We start from the raw sequence: 16794 nt of genomic DNA, 5'->3' as shown, positions 1-16794 counted from the left end.
GCGGTCAGGCGCGGCGCGCCAGCTCCGCCTCCCCGGCGGCGCGCATCGCCTCCACCGGCACGTCCGCGCGGCCCGTCATCAGCGTCACCTGCCGGACGGCCTGGTGCAGCAGCATCGGGAAACCGCCCACGACCGTCCCGCCGGCCCGCCGCACCGCCGCCGCGAGCGCCGTGGGCCACGGCGCGTACACCACGTCGAACAGGGCCGCGCCCGACGCGGCGACCGGTTCGGCGAACGCGTCGGCCACCCGTCCCGGCAGCGTCGACACCACCAGCTCGGCCGGAAGGTGCGCGGGCACCCGGTCCAGCGGCACGACCCGGACGGTGAGCCCGAACCGCTCCCCCACCTCGGCGGCCCCGGCGGCGCGCTCGGGTGTCCGGACCGCGAGCACCGCTTCGGCGGCGCCGAGCCGGGCGAGCGCGGCCAGCGCGGACGCCGCCGTGGCCCCGCCGCCGAGCACCAGCACCGACGGCGGCGCCTTGACGCCCGCCTCCGTCAGCGCCGTCTCGATGCCGTGCACGTCGGTGTTGTCGCCGTGCCGCCGCCCGTCCCGCAGGACGATCGTGTTCGCGCCGCCGACCCGCACTGCCAGGTCGGACACCGAGTCGACCAGACCCAGCGCGACCCGCTTGAGCGGCATGGTCAGCGACAGGCCCGCCCATTCGGGGCCGAGACCGGCGAGGAGTGCGGCGAGGCCGTCCTCGCCGCACTCGATCGCCTCGTAGGACCAGGTGTCCAGGCCCATCGCGGCGTACGCCGCGCGGTGCAGCACCGGCGACAGCGAATGCGCGATCGGCGACCCCAGCACCGCGGCGCGCCGGACGGGCGGGTCCCCCGTCACTGGCCCGGGTGCTTGCGCTGCCACTCCCGGAACTCCTTCTCGATCGCCTGCCGTTCCTGCTCCGTCGTCGCGAACTTGGTGACCTTGTTCGTCGGGTCGGTGGCGATGAAGTACAGCCACGTCCCGTCCTCGGGGGCGATCGCCGCCTCGATCGCGTCCGGTCCGGGGTTGCTGATCGGCCCCGGCGGCAGCCCCTTGTGCGTGTAGGTGTTGTACGGCGAGTCGACCTTGAGGTCCTCGTTCGTCACGGTCAGCGTGCGCCTGTTGAGCGCGTACAGGACCGTCGTGTCGAACTGCAGCGGCATGCCGCGCTCCACCCGGTTGTAGATCACCCGGGAGATCTTCGGCAGGTCGCTGGGCTTGCCGCCCTCCGCCTGGACGAGGCTGGCGAGCGTGATCACCGTCGCCGGGTTCATGTGCGCCTTGCGCGCCTTGCCGACCAGGTCGACCGAGGCGGCCTCCCGGTTGAACCGCTCGATCATCTGCTTGAGGATCTGCTCCGCCGAGCCGTTCGGGTCCAGGTCGTAGCGGCCCGGGTGGAGGTAGCCCTCCACCTTGCCCTTCGCGTACGGCGGCAGCCCGAGGTTCCGCGGCCGTTTCGCCGCCGCCTGGAACTCCTTGACCGAGATCCCGGTCTTCTTCGCCAGCAGTTCGAAGACCTCGACGGCCCGCCGGCCCTCCGGGATCGTGATCTGGTTCCCGGCCCGCGACTTCGGGTCCAGCAGCAGCGCCATCGCCGCGGCCGACGACATCCTCAGCCGCATCTGGTAGAAGCCCGGCTGGACGCTGGAGGCGCGCGTCTCCTTGTTGTAGGTCTTCACGAACGCGCGGGCGCTCTTGACCACCCGATGCCGTTCCAGCGTCGCGCCGATGACCAGGCCGCTGGCGCCCTCCTTGATCTGGATCGTGACCTTGCCGGAGCCCTGGCCCGTGTAGTCCGGAGGGTGCCACTGGTTGTCGAGCCACGCGTAGCCGAGGACGCCGCCCGTGCCGAACACCGCCACCAGGAACGCCATCGCGAACAGGGCCGCGGCCCGGCCGCTGCGTTTGCGGCGCTTCTGCCGTTTGCGGACGCGCCGCTGGTCACGCCGGCCGAGCCGCTCCTCCGGCAGCCGCCCGTCGCCGTACGGATCTGGGAAGAGGTCCAAATCGTTCATGAACTCCCCCGGACGATCTCTCCTGGGGGACGCCCAGTCAACCGTTCCGCGTCGAGGGCCGCCTGGAGCAGGACCGCCGCGGCGGCCTGATCGACGACCTTGCGCCTGGCCCGACCATGGACTCCCCCGGCCCGCAGCCCGCTCTCGGCGGTGACGGTGGTGAGCCGCTCGTCGTGCAGTCGGACCGTCTCCGGAGGAAGACGGTCCGCGAGCCTGGCCGCGAACTTGCGCGCCGCCTGCGCCGCCGGGCCCTCCCGGCCCGACAGCGACGTCGGCAGTCCGACGACGACCTCGATCGCCTCGTGCTCGGCGGCCAGTTCCACCAGCCGGTCGATGTCCCCCTTGCCGCTTTTCACGGTCTCCAGGGGGGAGGCGAGGATGCCGCCGGGGTCGCACTTGGCGACCCCCACGCGCACGCTCCCCACATCGACCCCGAGCCGGACGCCGTTCCTCATATCGCCCGCCCCGGTGCTTGCCCCCGTCCCGCCGGGCTCACGCGGCCCCTACTGCTCGTTCAACGGCGGCGAGGGCGTCGCCGATCGCCGCCGGGTTCGCGCCGCCGCCCTGCGCCAGGTCGTCCTTGCCGCCGCCGCCTCCACCGAGGGCCTTGGCGGCGAGGCCGACGAGCGCGCCCGCCTTGAGGCCGCGCTCGCGGGCGCCCGGGGTGACGGCGACGACCACGACGGGACGGTCCTTCGGCACACCGGTCACCATCACGACGGCGGGCCGGGCCTGGAGCCGGCCGCGGACGTCGACGGCGAGCTTGCGCAGGTCGTCGGCGCCGGTGCCGTCCGGGGCGCGGTGCCCGACGAACGCGATGCCGCCCACGTCCTTCGCGCCGTCGGCGAGCGATCCGGCGATCGCGAGGACCTGCTGGGAGCGGAGCTTCTCCAGTTCCTTCTCCGCGTCCCGGAGCCGGGTGACGATGCCGGAGACGCGCTCGGGCAGCTCCTCCTTGCGCGCCTTCATCTGCTCGGCGAGCTGCGCGACGAGCACGCTCTCCCGGGCCAGGAAGCGGAACGCGTCGATGCCGACGAGCGCCTCGACGCGGCGGACGCCGGCGCCGATCGACGACTCGCCCAGCACCTTGATCAGGCCGAGCTGCCCGGAGCGGGCGACATGGGTGCCGCCGCACAGCTCGCGGGAGTAGTCGCCGACCTCGACCACCCGGACCTCATCGCCGTACTTCTCACCGAACAGCGCGAGCGCGCCCATCGCGCGGGCCTCGTCGATCGAGGTGTGGAACGCCCGGACGTCCAGGTCGCCGACCAGCACCTCGTTCACCTCGTCCTCGACATCGCGCAGCACGCTCGGGGGGACGGCGCCGGAGGCGGTGAAGTCGAACCGGAACCGGCCGGGCGAGTTCTCCGAACCGGCCTGCGCGGCGGACTCGCCGAGCGCGCGGCGGAACCCGGCGTGCACCATGTGGGTCGCGGTGTGCGAGCGGGAGATCGCCCGGCGCCGCTCCACGTCGACCTCGGCGTAGGCGGTGTCGCCCGCCTGCGCCTCGCCGCTGCGGACGCGCCCGCGGTGCACGACGAGGCCGGCGAGGGGCGCCTGCACGTCCGTCACCTCGATGACGGCGCCGTTGCCGAGCCGGATCACGCCGTGGTCGGCGAGCTGGCCGCCGCCCTCGGCGTAGAACGGGGTGCGGTCGAGGACGACCTCCACATCGGTGCCCTCGCCGGCGGCGGGCACATTGGCACCGCCGACCAGCAGCCCGACGAGGCGGGCGTCACCGGCCAGGCTGCCGTAGCCGGTGAAGTCGACCTTGCCGCCGGCGCCGGTGAGCAGCTCGTCCAGGACGGAGACGTCGAGGTTGCCGGTCTTCTTGTCGCGGGCGTCCCTCTTCGCGCGGTCCCGCTGCTCCTGCATGAGCCGGCGGAAGCCGTCCTCGTCCACCCGCAGGCCCTGCTCGGACGCCATCTCCAGGGTGAGATCGATCGGGAAGCCGTAGGTGTCGTGCAGCTTGAACGCCTGCTCGCCCGGCAGTGTCGCGCCGCCGGACCGCCTGGTCTCCGCCACGGCCGTGTCGAAGATCGCGGTGCCGGTGCGGAGCGTCTGCAGGAAGGAGTCCTCCTCGGCGTCGATGACCGTGTGGATGTTCGCCGCCGTGCGCACCAGCTCGGGGTACTGCTCGCCCATCGCGCTGATCGCGACGGCGGTCAGCTCGTGCATGAGCCCGGCGTCCTGGCCACCGAGCAGGCGCAGGTTGCGGATGGAGCGGCGCAGGATGCGGCGCAGCACGTAGCCGCGGCCCTCGTTGCCGGGGCGGATGCCGTCCGCGACCATCATCGTCCCGCTGCGGACGTGGTCGGCGACGACGCGCAGCGACACGTCCGCACGGTGGTCGCGGCCGTACTTGGCGCCGGTCAGCCCGGCGGCGCGGTCGAGGACCCGCCACAGGGTGTCGGTCTCGTAGATGTTGTCGACGCCCTGCAGGATCGCCGCCATGCGCTCCAGGCCCATGCCGGTGTCGATGTTCTTGGCGGGCAGGTCGCCGAGGATCGGGAAGTCGGTCTTGCTCTCCCCCGGTCCCCGCTCGTACTGCATGAAGACGAGGTTCCACACCTCCAGGTAGCGGTCCTCGTCGGCGACCGGGCCGCCCTCGCGGCCGTACTCGGGGCCGCGGTCGTAGTAGATCTCCGAGCAGGGCCCGCACGGGCCGGGGACGCCCATCGACCAGAAGTTGTCCTCCATGCCGCGCCGCTGGATGCGGTCGAGGGGGACGCCCACCTTGTGGTGCCAGATGTTCTGGGCCTCGTCGTCGTCGTGGAAGACGGTGACCCACAGCTTGTCCTCGGGGAAGCCGAAGCCGCCGTCCGCGCGGGAGGCGGTCAGCAGCTCCCAGGCGAACGGGATCGCCTGCTCCTTGAAGTAGTCGCCGATGGAGAAGTTGCCCAGCATCTGGAAGAACGTGGCATGCCGGGTGGTCTTGCCGACCTCCTCGATGTCGGGCGTCCGCACGCACTTCTGCGCGCTGGTCATCCGCGGCGAGGGCGGCGTGCGCTGGCCGAGGAAGTACGGCTTGAACGGGACCATGCCGGCGTTGACCAGCAGCAGGGTCGGGTCCTCGGCGACCAGGCTGGCCGAGGGCACCACCGTGTGCCCGCGCTCCTCGAAGAACTTCAGGAAGCGGCGTGCGACCTCTGCCGACTCCATGATCAGTGGCCATCCTTGTCGTCGTCGATGATCGTGTATCGCGCCTTGAGCACCCGGCGGGGCGGGGAGCCCCGGTATCCGGGAACCTCGGCGTCCGGCGGGGCCTGGTCCATGCGGACGGCCTCGCGCAGTTCCTCCTCGCGGGCCCGCATCTCGGTACGGACGTCGGAGGCGAAGAGCCTCAACCGCTCCCCGGTGCCCTTCCCCGCCGCCACCGCGCGCACCGTGACCCCCTCGGGGGACAGGCTGCGGGCGACCCGCTCCACGCGCCGCTTGACACGGTGCGTGACGTAGACGCCGGCGCCGGCGCCGACGGAGAGCCAGAACAGCCGCCTCATCCGCGTCCCTTCCCCGAGGAGCGGGCCTGAAGCTGCGGCCGGCCGGACGGGGAGCGCCCGTCGCCGTCCCGGCTGCCGAGGGCCCTGCGGACGCCGTAGGAGAAGGCGGCGGCCTTCACCAGCGGGCCGCCGACCACCGACGTCATGACGGTGGTGACGGCCGAGACGTTCTGGGTGACGCCGGCGACCTGCTTGGTGATGACGTCGGTGCGGCCGAGCTGCTCGTTGGCGCGTTTCACCGTGTCGGTCATGTCGTCCAGCAGGGGGGCGGCCTGGTCGCCGATCTCGCGCACGACCCTGCCCGCCTCGGCGAGCAGCCGGGAGAGCTTCAGCAGGGTCAGCGCGATGAACGAGACGAGCACCGCCCAGAACACGGCCACGATGAGGCCTGCCAGCTGTCCACCAGTAAGCATCAGGGCTTTCCGTTCGCGAGAGTTCGGCTCGGGGCCGGGCATGGCCTGACAGACCTTACCGGTCCGCCGGGCCGTGTGCCGGTCGCACCGGCCAGGCAAGATCGATCATTACCGTTCCCGCGCCTCCCCCGGGGTGCCGCGCAGGACGGACCTGATCCGGGCGAGGACCTCGGTGAACCGCGCCTCGGCGCCATGCCTGGTCGGGCGATAGTACTCCCGTCCGTCCACGGAGTCGGGCGCGTACCGCTGCCGGACCACCCCGCCGGGATGGTCGTGGGCGTACTTGTAGCCCTGCCCGTGCCCGACCTTCGCGGCGCCCTTGTAGTGGGAGTCGCGCAGGTGCCCGGGGACGGGGCCGGCGAGGCCCTTGCGGACGTCGCCGAGCGCGCCGTCCACAGCCGTGATGACCGCGTTGGACTTGGGCGCGAGGGAGAGATGGATCACCGCCTGGGCGAGGTTGATCCTGGCCTCGGGCAGGCCGACGAACTCCACCGCCTGCGCCGCCGCGACCGCGGTCTGCAGCGCGGTCGGGTCGGCCATCCCGACGTCCTCGCTGGCGTGCACGATCAGCCGCCGGGCGATGAACCGCGGGTCCTCCCCCGCCTCGATCATGCGGGCGAGGTAGTGCAGCGCCGCGTCGACGTCGCTGCCGCGGATGCTCTTGATGAACGCGCTGACGACGTCGTAATGCTGGTCGCCCTCGCGGTCGTAGCGGACGGCGGCCCGGTCGACGGCCCTCTCCAGGACGCCGACGTCGATCACGCCGCCGCCGTCGACGACGAGGGAGGCGGCCTCCAGGTAGGTGAGGGTGCGGCGGGCGTCGCCGCCGGCGAGCCGGACGAGGTGGTCCTCGGCGGCGGGGTCGAGGGTCACCGCCCCGTTCAGGCCGCGTTCCTCGGTGAGCGCCCGGCGGATCACCTCGCGCAGGTCGTCCGCGCCGAGCGGCTCCAGCGTCAGCAGCAGGGAGCGGGACAGCAGCGGGCTGATGACGGAGAAGAACGGATTCTCGGTCGTCGCGCCGATGAACGACACCCACCGGTTCTCCACCGCGGGGAGCAGGGCGTCCTGCTGGGCCTTGTTGAAGCGGTGGACCTCGTCGACGAACAGGACGGTCTGCCGTCCGGTCATGCCCAGCTCGCGGCGGGCCAGGCCGATCTCGGCGCGGACCCGCTTGACGCCGTCGCTGACCGCGGAGATCTCCACGAACCGGCGGGACGTGACATGGCTCACGACGGTGGCGAGGGTGGTCTTGCCCGTGCCCGGCGGCCCCCACAGGACGAGCGACATCGGCACGTCCCGGTCGACGAGCTGCCGGATCGGGGTGCCGGGGCCGAGCAGATGGCCCTGCCCGACGACCTCGTCCAGCGCGCGGGGACGCATCCGGACGGCGAGCGGCTGCTCCGCGCCGCCCCTCCCGGCCGCGACGGGCGCGCCGGACGTGGCCGGGGGCGCGGGCTCCGGTACGGCACGGCCCTGCTCCGGCGCGTCGAAAAGGCCCTCCGGCTCGCCCGATTCCGCCCTGCTGGTCACGCTCCGACACTATCTCGCGGCGCGGGTGCTCCCGGACGTCCGGGAACCCTGATGGATCACCTTGCGGATATCGCTTGACATGGCGGCCGGATCGCGGGTCACTGACCACCATGGCGCACAACCTCAGCGGCTACCACCGGACCCTCGACCTCTTCGAGGGCCTGGTCGCCGGCGTCCCGCACGACGCGTGGGACGCGCCGTCGCCCTGCGAGGGGTGGACCGCACGGGACGTCGCAGGTCACGTGACCGGCGGGCAGTCCCTGATCCGGTCGCTGGCCACCGGGGAACCCCCGCCGGACGTCAACCGGGACCCGGCCCGGTTCGTCCAGGGCGACGTCCTGATGAGCTGGCGGGCGGCCCGCAAGGAGTGCGCGGCGGCCCTCACCCCGGAGGCGCTGCTACGCCCCGTCCCGTTCGGGGGGCTCGGCGAGCTCCCGCTGGGCGACTTCCTGGGCGGCTACATCCTGGAACCGCTGGTGCACGCCTGGGACCTGGCGCGCGCGACGGGCCAGCCGTCCCGCCTGGACCCCGACCTCGTCCACCACGCGTTCGCGACGGCCCAGATGGTCGCCGCTCCCCTGCGCGCCGCCGGGCACCTGGCCCCGCAGCTCACGGCGTCCCCGGGAGCCGACGAGCAGACACGCCTCCTGGCCTTCCTGGGCCGCACCGTCCCGCCGGCCTGAGCCACCGGCCGCGGGCGTGGGACGAGCCCCCGGCGGCCTACGAGAATTCGGCGAGGGTGCGCTCGGCCTCCTCCAGCCACGCGCGACGGGCGTTGAGGGCCTCCTCGGCCTCCTTGACGTCCTTCTCCCGGCCGGCCTCGCGGGCCTTGCCGAGGCGCTTCTCCAACTGCTCGATGGAGCTGCGCAACTGGCCGACCGTAGCCTCGGCGCGGGCGCGGGCCTCGGGGTTGGTGCGGCGCCACTCGTTCTCCTCCGCGGCGCGGACGGCGTCCTCGATCTTGCGGAGCCGGCCCTCCAGACGGTCACGCTGGTCGCGCGGGACCATGCCGGCGGCCTCCCAGCGCTCCTGGACCGCGCGCAGCGCCTGCCGCGCCTGCCGGACGTCCCGCACGGGCAGCAGCCGCTCCGCCTCGGCGAGGATCTTCTCCTTCTCCTCGGCGTTCCCGCGGAACTCGGCGTCACGCTCGGCGAACGCGGCACTGCGGGCCTGGAAGAAGGTGTCCTGGGCGCCCTTGAAGCGGGCCCACAGGTCGTCTTCTACGTCCCGGGAGGCGCGTCCGGCCATCTTCCAGCGGCGCATCAGGTCGCGGTAGGCGGCGGCCGTCTCGCCCCAGTCGGTGGAGCCGGACATCGCCTCGGCCTCGGCGACCAGGCGCCCCTTCTCCCGGCGGGCCTCCTCGCGCTGGTCGTCGAGCGTGGCGAAGTAGGCCTTGCGACGCTTGGTGAAGGCGTTGCGGGCGGCCGACAGCCGCTTCCACAGCGCGGTCTCGGCGGGCCGGTCGATGCGGTCGGCGGCCTTCCACTCCTCGACCAGCTGCCGCAGCCGCTCCCCGCCGTTCTTCCAGTGCGTCTCCTCGGCCGCGATGCGCTCGGCCTCGGCGACGATCCGCTCCTTGACCTCGCGGGCCTCGTGGCGGTGCTGCTCGCGCTGGGCCTTGACCTCCTCGCGGCGCCGCCCGACCTGCTCGGTGAGAACGTCCAGGCGCCGGCCGAGCGCGTCGAGGTCGCCGACGGCGTGCGCGCCGGCGACGGCCTCGCGGAGCCGCTCGATGCTGTGCTGCGCCTGGGCGGGCTGCAGATCGGTGGTGCGGATCCGCTGTTCGAGCAGGCCGATCTCGGTGACGAGCGCGTCGTACTTGCGCTTGAAGTAGGCCAGGGCCTCTTCGGGCGCGCCTGCCTGCCAGGACCCGACGACCCGCTCGCCGTCCGCCGTCCTGACATAGACGGTGCCGTCCTCGTCCACCCGGCCCCAGGGATCGGTCGCGCTGGACACCCTTGCCTCCTGAATCGCGGGTCCGGACGGCTCACGCCTTCCGGACCCTCCACACCTTAGTACCCCGTTCGCCTATTTCCCGGCGATCGTGACGTCCTGGATTTCGACCTTCTTCTTGGGCTTTCCGTCGCTCTTGGGGTCCGAACCACCCTCGGCGATTTTCTTGAGCACGTCCAGCCCCTTCGTGATCTTTCCGAACACGGTGTAGTCCGGCTGGAGCTGCGAGTCCTTGTAGACCATGAAGAACTGGCTGCCGTTGGAGTCCGGCGCCTGCGTGTGCGCCATCGCGAGCGTGCCCTCGGTGTAGGTCGCGCCGCTGGTGTTCTCGTTGGCGTACCCGTAGCCGGGCCCGCCGCTGCCGGACGCCGACGGGTCGCCGCACTGCAGGACGTTGAGGCCGCCGCTCGTCAGCCGGTGGCACTCGCTCTTGTCATAGAAGTTCTTCTGCGCCAGGAACACGAAGGAGTTGACCGTGCAGGGCGCCTTGTCGCCGTACAGCTGCATCTCCACGTCGCCTTGGTTCGTCTTGACCGTGGCCTGGACGATGCCAGGGCGGGCGGGCTTGCCCGGCGGGGTGCCGACGTCCTTGACCTCGCCGCTGTCCGTGTCCGTCTTGTAGACGCACTGCGGGCCGGCCGCCGCGGACTTGTCCTCCTTGAGCACCATGAACGCCGCGGCACCGGCGGCGATGACCGCAACCGCGGCGACCGAGCCGATGATCTTGACCCGGCGCGCCTTCGCCGCCTCCTGCGCCCGCCGCTGCTGCTGGCGCTCGTAGCGTTGCCGCGCGAGATGCTTCTTGCGGTCCTTCCCCGCCACTGCCCCGCCCCTCCGCTGTGATCAGGTGAACGTGCAGCGCATAGTAGCGGTACCCGGGTGTGAACGCGCCTTCGCGTCCGGAAGCGCTCCCCGCGGCGGTGGGACGGGCGCGACGCGACACGGCGCGGCCCATCTCGTTCGCGGTGGCCATGGCCGCGCCGGTACCCTCGGACACGCCCACCGAGTTGGTTCCAGGAAAGGACGACCGTGCTCGTCGCCGGGTTCCCCGCCGGATCATTCGCCGCGAACTGCTACGTCGTGGCGCCCGCCGCGGGTGAGGAGTGCGTGATCATCGATCCCGGCCAGGACGCCGAGGCCGGAATCGAGGAGTTGCTGCGCGAGCACCGGCTGAAGCCGGTCGCGGTGCTGCTGACGCACGGTCATATCGACCATGTCTGGTCGGTGGCCCCGGTGTGCGGCGCCAAAGACGTCCCCGCCTACATCCACCCGGACGACCGCGACCTGCTGACCGACCCGGCGAAGGGCCTGTCCCTGGGCGCCGGGCAGCAGCTGTTCGGCGGCCTGGAGCTGGCCGAGCCGGACGACGTGCGGGAGCTCGCGGACGGGGCGGCGCTGGAGCTGGCCGGGCTGACCTTCACCGTCGACCACGCGCCGGGCCATACGCCCGGGTCGGTGACGTTCCGGACACCGCGCACCCCGCAGATCCCGGACGTGATGTTCACCGGCGACCTGCTGTTCGCGGGGTCGATCGGGCGTACCGACCTGCCGGGCGGATCGTATGAGGAGATCCTCGCCAGCCTGTCCCGGGTGTGCCTGACCATGCCCGACGACACGGCCGTCCTCCCCGGCCACGGCGAGCAGACCACAATCGGCCGTGAGCGGGCGACGAACCCGTTCCTCGCGGAGTTGACTCCGGCGGACGGACCCAACAAGGGATTCTGAGCCTAAGAGACCATGAGTTCGAGTTTCCGGGCCCCCAAGGGGGTCAGTGAATACGTCCCGCCGCGCGCGGACCTCTTCTACGCGATCCGGGAGGCGTTCGCCGAGCAGGCGCGGCTGGCCGGCTACGGCTACCTGGAACTGGCCGTCTTCGAGGACACCAACCTGTTCCGGCGCGGCGTCGGCGAGTCCACCGACGTGGTGACCAAGGAGATGTACACCTTCGAGGACCGGGGCGGCAGGTCGCTGACGCTGCGTCCCGAGTTCACCGCGTCGGTGCTGCGGTCCGTCCTGGAGAACAACCTGCACAAGGGCGCGCTGCCGGTGAAGGTGTGGACGACGGGGGCCGCGTTCCGCGCCGAGCGTCCGCAGCAGGGCCGCTACCGGCAGTTCTACCAGCTCGACCTGGAGGCGATCGGCAGCGAGGACCCGCAGGTCGACGCCGAGACCATCGCGATCGCGTCGAACTGGTACCGGTCCCTGGGGCTGACGCGGGTGCGGCTGCTGCTGAACTCGCTCGGCTGCAAGGAGTGCCGTCCCGGCTACCGGGCCCTGCTGCAGGAGTTCCTGCGCGGCCTGGACCTGGACGAGGACACCCGTGCCCGCGTCGAGATCAACCCGCTGCGGGTGCTGGACGACAAGCGTCCCAAGGTGCGCGAGCAGCTCACCGGCGCGCCGCTGATGGCCGACCACCTGTGCCCGGCCTGCAAGGCCCACCACGACCGGGTCCGGGGGCTGCTCGCCGACCTCGGCATCGCCTGGGAGGACACCCCCACCCTCGTCCGCGGCCTGGACTACTACACGCGCACGACCTACGAGTTCGACCACCCGCTGCTCGGCGCCCAGTCCGGCATCGGCGGCGGCGGACGCTACGACGGCCTGTCGAAGGACATCGGCGGCCCACCGCTGCCCGGCATCGGGTTCGGGCTCGGCCTGGACCGCACGATCCTGGCGCTTGAGGCCGAGTCCCGGGAGGGCGGGGGCGCGGCGTTCGCGGCCAAGCCGCGCTGCGAGGCGTTCGGCGTCGCGCTCGGCGACACCGCCGAACGCCGCATGTTCGCGCTCGTCGACGAGCTGCGCCGCGCCGGGATCGCCGCCGACATGGCGTTCGGCGGCAAACGGCTGAAGGGCGCCATGAAGGACGCCGACCGCTCGGGCGCCCGCTACGCCGTGATCCTCGGGGAGCGAGATATCGCGGACGGCGTCGCCCAGGTCAAGGACCTGGCCGAGGGCGAGCAGACCGCCGTCCCGCTCACCGAGCTCACCACGACGTTGAAGGAAAGGCTTTCGAAATGATCCGGACCCACGAGGCGGGGACGCTCCGCAAGGAGCACGCCGGGCAGCAGGTCACGCTGGCCGGCTGGGTCGGCCGGCGCCGCGACCACGGCGGTGTCACGTTCATCGACCTGCGCGACGCGTCCGGCACCGCCCAGGTCGTCTTCCGCGAGGAGGACGCCGCGCACGACCTGCGCTCGGAGTTCTGCGTCAAGATCGTCGGCGAGGTCCGCGTCCGTCCCGCGGGCAACGAGAACCCGGACCTGCCCACCGGTGACATCGAGGTCGCCGCGTCCGACATCGAGGTGCTGTCGGACGCCGCGCCGCTGCCGTTCCCCATCGAGGGCGACGTCAACGTCCACGAGGAGATCCGGCTCAAGTACCGGTACCTCGACCTGCGCCGCGACGCCGTCGCCCGCGCCATGAAGATCCGCTCGGAGGCCGCGTTCCTGACGCACGAGGTGATGCGCGAGCACGGCTTCGTCAACGTCGAGACGCCCACCCTCACCCGGTCGACGCCCGAGGGCGCCCGCGACTTCCTCGTCCCGGTCCGGCTCAAGCCCGGCCACTGGTACGCGCTGCCGCAGTCGCCCCAGCTGTTCAAGCAGCTCCTGATGGTCGGCGGGCTGGAGCGCTACTACCAGATCGCCCGCTGCTACCGCGACGAGGACTTCCGCGCCGACCGGCAGCCCGAGTTCACCCAGATCGACATCGAGATGTCGTTCGCCGACCAGGACGACGTCCTGAAGGTCGGCGAGGACCTCGTGGCGCGCCTCTGGAGGGACATCGTCGGCCACGAGATCCCCCGCCCGATCCCCCACATCACCTACGCCGACGCGATGGCCCGGTACGGCTCCGACAAGCCCGACCTGCGCTTCGGCCTGGAACTGACCGACATGACCGAGTACTTCGCCGGCACGCCGTTCCGCGTGTTCCAGGCCCCGTACGTCGGCGCGGTCGTCATGCCGGGCGGCGCGTCCCAGACCCGCAGGGAGCTGGACGGCTGGCAGGACTGGGCGAAGGCCCGCGGTGCCCGCGGCCTCGCCTACGTGCTCGTCCAGGAGGACGGCACGCTCGGCGGCCCGGTCGCCAAGAACCTCTCCGACGCCGAGAAGGACGGCCTGGCCGCCGAGACCGGCGCGGCCCCCGGCGACGCGGTCTTCTTCGGCGCCGGCAAGCGGCACGCCACCCAGGAGCTTCTCGGCGCCGCCCGCCTGGAGATCGGCCGCCGCCGCGGCCTGATCGACGAGACCGCCTGGAAGTTCGTCTGGATCGTCGACGCCCCCATCTTCGAGCCCGTCGAGGACGACAAGGGCGAGCAGATCGGCTGGACGTCCGTCCACCACCCGTTCACCGCCCCGAAGCCGGAGTACGCCGACACCTTCCACGAGGACCCGGGCAGCGCGCTCGCGGACGCCTACGACCTCGTCCTGAACGGCAACGAGATCGGCGGCGGCTCCATCCGTATCCACCGCGCCGAGATGCAGCAGCGCGTCTTCGACGTCCTCGGCCTCTCCAAGCAGGAGGCCGAGTCGAAGTTCGGCTTCCTGCTGGAGGCGTTCAAGTTCGGCCCGCCGCCCCACGGCGGCATCGCCTTCGGCTGGGACCGCGTGGTCATGCTCCTGGCCCGCCAGGACTCGATCCGCGACGTGATCGCCTTCCCGAAGGCCGCGTCCGGCCACGACCCCCTGACCGCCGCCCCGACCCCGATCACCCCCGAACAGCGCGCGGAAGCCGGCGTGGACGTCATCCCGGAGGACGAGACCGCCGCCTCCTGACCTGGCACTTCCGACGTGCGGAGGGGGCAGCCGCCGGGTGGCGGCTGCCCCCTCCGCACGTTCGGGCTCAGGCGGTGGGCTGGGGCGTTCTCAGCGGGCGGCGCCGCTGGTCACCCGGTAGACGTCGTAGACGCCGTCGATGGAGCGGACGGCCTTCAGGACGTGGCCCAGGTGTTTCGGGTCGCCCATCTCGAAGGTGAAGCGGCTGACGGCGACACGGTCCCGGGTGGTGGTGACCGAGGCCGACAGGATGTTGACGTGCTGGTCGGACAGGACCCGGGTCACGTCCGACAGCAGGCGGGGGCGGTCGAGGGCCTCGACCTGGATGGCGACGAGGAAGACCGAGTCTTCACCCGGGGACCATTTGACGTCGATGAGCCGGTCGGGCTGCGACCTCAGGCTGGCGACGTTGGCGCAGTCGGCGCGGTGGACGGAGACGCCGTGACCGCGGGTGACGAACCCGACGATGTCGTCGCCGGGGACCGGGGTGCAGCAGCGCGACAGCCGGACCCACACGTCCGGCTCGTCGGCGACGACGACACCGGGATCGCCGGCCGGGCGGCTCCGCTTGCGGCGCGTCGGGAGGGCGATCTCGGCGAGGTCCTCCTCGGCGCTCTCCACGCCGCCGAGGGCGTCCACGAGACGCTGGACGACGTGCTGGGCGGAGACGTGGCTCTCGCCGACGGCGGCGTACAGGGACGACACGTCCGGGTAGCGCATGTCGCGGGCGAGGGCGAGCAGGGCCTCACCGGACATCATCCGCTGCAGCGGCATGTTCTGCTTGCGCATCGCGCGGGCGATGGCGTCCTTGCCGGCCTCGATCGCGGTGTCGCGGCGCTCCTTGGAGAACCAGTGCTTGATCTTGTTGCGGGCGCGGGCGCTCTTGACGAAACCGAGCCAGTCGCGGCTCGGGCCCGCGTCCGGCGACTTGGAGGTGAACACCTCGACGGTGTCGCCGTTGTCGAGGGTCGATTCGAGGGGGACGAGACGGCCGTTGACGCGGGCGCCGATACATCGGTGCCCGACCTCGGTGTGGATCGCGTACGCGAAGTCGACGGGGGTCGCGCCCTGCGGCAGCGCGATCACGTCGCCCTTCGGGGTGAACACGAACACCTCGGAGACCGACAGGTCGAAGCGGAGCGACTCCAGGAACTCGGCCGGGTCGGCGGTCTCCTTCTGCCAGTCGAGAAGCTGGCGGAGCCACTGCATGTCGCCGGCCTTGCGGCCGCCGACCGTCTCCTCCTTGTACTTCCAGTGCGCGGCGACGCCGTACTCGGCGCGGCGGTGCATGCCCCAGGTGCGGATCTGCAACTCGACGGGCTTGCCCTCCGGGCCGATCACCGTCGTGTGCAGCGACTGGTACATGTTGAACTTCGGCATCGCGATGTAGTCCTTGAACCGGCCGGGGACCGGATTCCATCGCGCGTGGATCGAACCGAGGGCGGCGTAGCAGTCGCGGACGCTGTCGACGAGGACCCGGATGCCGACCAGGTCGTAGATGTCGTCGAAGCCGACGTCCCGCGCGATCATCTTCTGGTAGATCGAGTAGTAGTGCTTCGGCCGGCCGGTGACGGTGGCCTTGATCCGGGCCTCGCGCAGGTCCGTGGAGACCTTCTCGATCACTTCCTGGAGGTAGACGTCGCGGCGCGGGGCGCGTTCGGACACCAGGCGGGCGATCTCGTCGAACCGCTTGGGGTACAGGGTGGCGAACGCGAGGTCCTCCAGCTCCCACTTCAGCGTGTTCATCCCGAGGCGGTGCGCGAGCGGCGCGAACACCTCCAGGGTCTCGCGGGCCTTCTTCTCCTGCTTGTGCCGCGGCATGTAGCGCAGCGTGCGCATGTTGTGCAGCCGGTCACCGAGCTTGATCACCAGGACGCGGATGTCGCGGGACATCGCCACGACCATCTTGCGGACGGTCTCGGCCTCCGCGGCCTCCCCGTACTTGACCTTGTCGAGCTTGGTGACGCCGTCGACGAGGGCGGCGATCTCGTCCCCGAACTCGGCGCGCAGCTGGTCGAGCGTGTACGGGGTGTCCTCGACGGTGTCGTGCAGCAGCGCCGCGCAGAGCGTCTCGGTGTTCATGCCGAGTTCGGCGAGGATGGTCGCGACCGCGAGGGGGTGCGTGATGTACGGGTCGCCGCTCTTGCGCTTCTGGTCGCGGTGGTGGTGCGCGGCGACGTCGTAGGCGCGCTCGATGAGCCGCAGGTCCGCCTTCGGGTGCGTGTTGCGGACCGTCTTGATCAGTGGTTCCAGTACCGGGTTCATAGCGGGGCCGCGCTGGGCGCCCAGTCTGGCGAGCCTACGGCGCACCCGGGCGGCAGACGGTGGAATCGTGGCCGGCATGGGCCTGGACGGGGCGTCGGTCTCGGACGCGTCATCGGCGTCCTCCGGGGGGCCGGTGCGCTCGGCGGGGGGAGTCTCGGCTCGGGGGTCGCGGGCGGCGGGGTCCTTCGGCGGCGGGTCTTCGGCGGGCGGCGCGGGCGGCGGATCGCGCCGTTCGGCGCGGTGCGGTGGCACGGTGGACGCCCCGGCCGCCTGCACGGCCCGCTCTCCCGCGGTCTCCCGCACCGGATGTTTCCCGGCCTGGGGCGCCGCGGCGTCGTTCACCGCGCCGGTCGATACCAC

The 16794-nt window shown here is 72.0% G+C and carries 14 protein-coding genes; 4 read left to right on the top strand and 10 right to left on the bottom strand.

Going from position 1 to position 16794, the window contains the following annotated elements; translation table 11 throughout:
* Positions 1-4: 4 nt before the first annotated feature.
* The 7 genes from AF1_RS05130 to AF1_RS05100 all read right to left on the bottom strand — a co-directional run bounded on the left by AF1_RS05130 (position 5) and on the right by AF1_RS05100 (position 7291).
* On the bottom strand, positions 5-865 hold the full coding sequence (locus tag AF1_RS05130) for a shikimate dehydrogenase (protein WP_242608736.1): 861 nt from the start codon (positions 863-865) through the stop codon (positions 5-7).
* Positions 838-1998 (bottom strand): endolytic transglycosylase MltG, encoded by a 1161-nt coding sequence (gene mltG / locus AF1_RS05125; RefSeq protein WP_067793829.1) that lies wholly within the window; start codon positions 1996-1998, stop codon positions 838-840. The genes AF1_RS05130 and mltG overlap by 28 nt, the downstream gene beginning before the upstream one ends.
* A complete protein-coding gene (ruvX, locus tag AF1_RS05120) occupies positions 1995-2453 on the bottom strand; it encodes a Holliday junction resolvase RuvX (protein WP_067793828.1) in 459 nt (152 codons plus the stop codon). The genes mltG and ruvX overlap by 4 nt, the downstream gene beginning before the upstream one ends.
* Positions 2454-2490: 37 nt before the next feature.
* The gene (gene alaS, locus AF1_RS05115) at positions 2491-5160 is read right to left on the bottom strand and encodes an alanine--tRNA ligase (protein ID WP_067793827.1); all 2670 of its coding nucleotides are present in this window, start codon (positions 5158-5160) and stop codon (positions 2491-2493) included.
* A gap of 2 nt (positions 5161-5162) precedes the next feature.
* Positions 5163-5498: a DUF6167 family protein gene (locus tag AF1_RS05110; protein ID WP_067793826.1), complete on the bottom strand. Its 336-nt coding sequence runs from the start codon at positions 5496-5498 to the stop codon at positions 5163-5165.
* On the bottom strand, positions 5495-5911 hold the full coding sequence (locus AF1_RS05105) for a DUF948 domain-containing protein (RefSeq protein ID WP_067793825.1): 417 nt from the start codon (positions 5909-5911) through the stop codon (positions 5495-5497). Before AF1_RS05105 ends, AF1_RS05110 begins: the two co-directional genes overlap by 4 nt.
* Positions 5912-6019: 108 nt before the next feature.
* Positions 6020-7291 carry a replication-associated recombination protein A gene (locus AF1_RS05100; RefSeq protein WP_242608740.1) on the bottom strand — a complete coding sequence of 424 codons (1272 nt, stop codon included), beginning with the start codon at positions 7289-7291 and terminating at the stop codon, positions 6020-6022.
* Positions 7292-7551: 260 nt separating this feature from the next.
* Between AF1_RS05100 and AF1_RS05095 the strand changes: the two genes are divergently transcribed.
* Positions 7552-8124, top strand: coding sequence for a TIGR03086 family metal-binding protein (locus AF1_RS05095; protein WP_067793823.1), 573 nt, complete (start codon positions 7552-7554; stop codon positions 8122-8124).
* Positions 8125-8161: 37 nt separating this feature from the next.
* Here AF1_RS05095 and AF1_RS05090 read toward each other — a convergent pair whose 3' ends face one another.
* Positions 8162-9397 carry a DUF349 domain-containing protein gene (locus tag AF1_RS05090; protein ID WP_084262461.1) on the bottom strand — a complete coding sequence of 412 codons (1236 nt, stop codon included), beginning with the start codon at positions 9395-9397 and terminating at the stop codon, positions 8162-8164.
* 72 nt (positions 9398-9469) lie between these two features.
* The gene (locus tag AF1_RS05085; protein ID WP_067793821.1) at positions 9470-10216 is read right to left on the bottom strand and encodes a peptidylprolyl isomerase; all 747 of its coding nucleotides are present in this window, start codon (positions 10214-10216) and stop codon (positions 9470-9472) included.
* Positions 10217-10423: 207 nt separating this feature from the next.
* On the opposite strand from AF1_RS05085, the gene AF1_RS05080 reads away from it, so the two are divergent.
* Genes AF1_RS05080 through aspS form a run of 3 tightly spaced genes read left to right on the top strand, consistent with a single transcriptional unit; the run spans position 10424 to position 14169 of the window.
* The gene (locus AF1_RS05080) at positions 10424-11119 is read left to right on the top strand and encodes an MBL fold metallo-hydrolase (protein WP_067793820.1); all 696 of its coding nucleotides are present in this window, start codon (positions 10424-10426) and stop codon (positions 11117-11119) included.
* 12 nt (positions 11120-11131) lie between these two features.
* Positions 11132-12412, top strand: coding sequence for a histidine--tRNA ligase (gene hisS / locus AF1_RS05075; RefSeq protein ID WP_067793819.1), 1281 nt, complete (start codon positions 11132-11134; stop codon positions 12410-12412).
* Positions 12409-14169, top strand: a complete 1761-nt coding sequence (aspS, locus tag AF1_RS05070; RefSeq protein WP_067793818.1) for an aspartate--tRNA ligase — start codon at positions 12409-12411, stop codon at positions 14167-14169. Before hisS ends, aspS begins: the two co-directional genes overlap by 4 nt.
* A 90-nt stretch (positions 14170-14259) precedes the next feature.
* On the opposite strand, the gene AF1_RS05065 is transcribed toward aspS, so the two are convergent.
* Positions 14260-16512, bottom strand: a complete 2253-nt coding sequence (locus tag AF1_RS05065) for a RelA/SpoT family protein (protein ID WP_242608741.1) — start codon at positions 16510-16512, stop codon at positions 14260-14262.
* Positions 16513-16794: the final 282 nt, after the last annotated feature.

The organism is Actinomadura formosensis NBRC 14204, assembly GCF_001552155.1.
GTDB classification, from domain to species: Bacteria; Actinomycetota; Actinomycetes; order Streptosporangiales; family Streptosporangiaceae; genus Spirillospora; species Spirillospora formosensis.
This window is presented reverse-complemented; position numbering and strand designations above follow the sequence as displayed.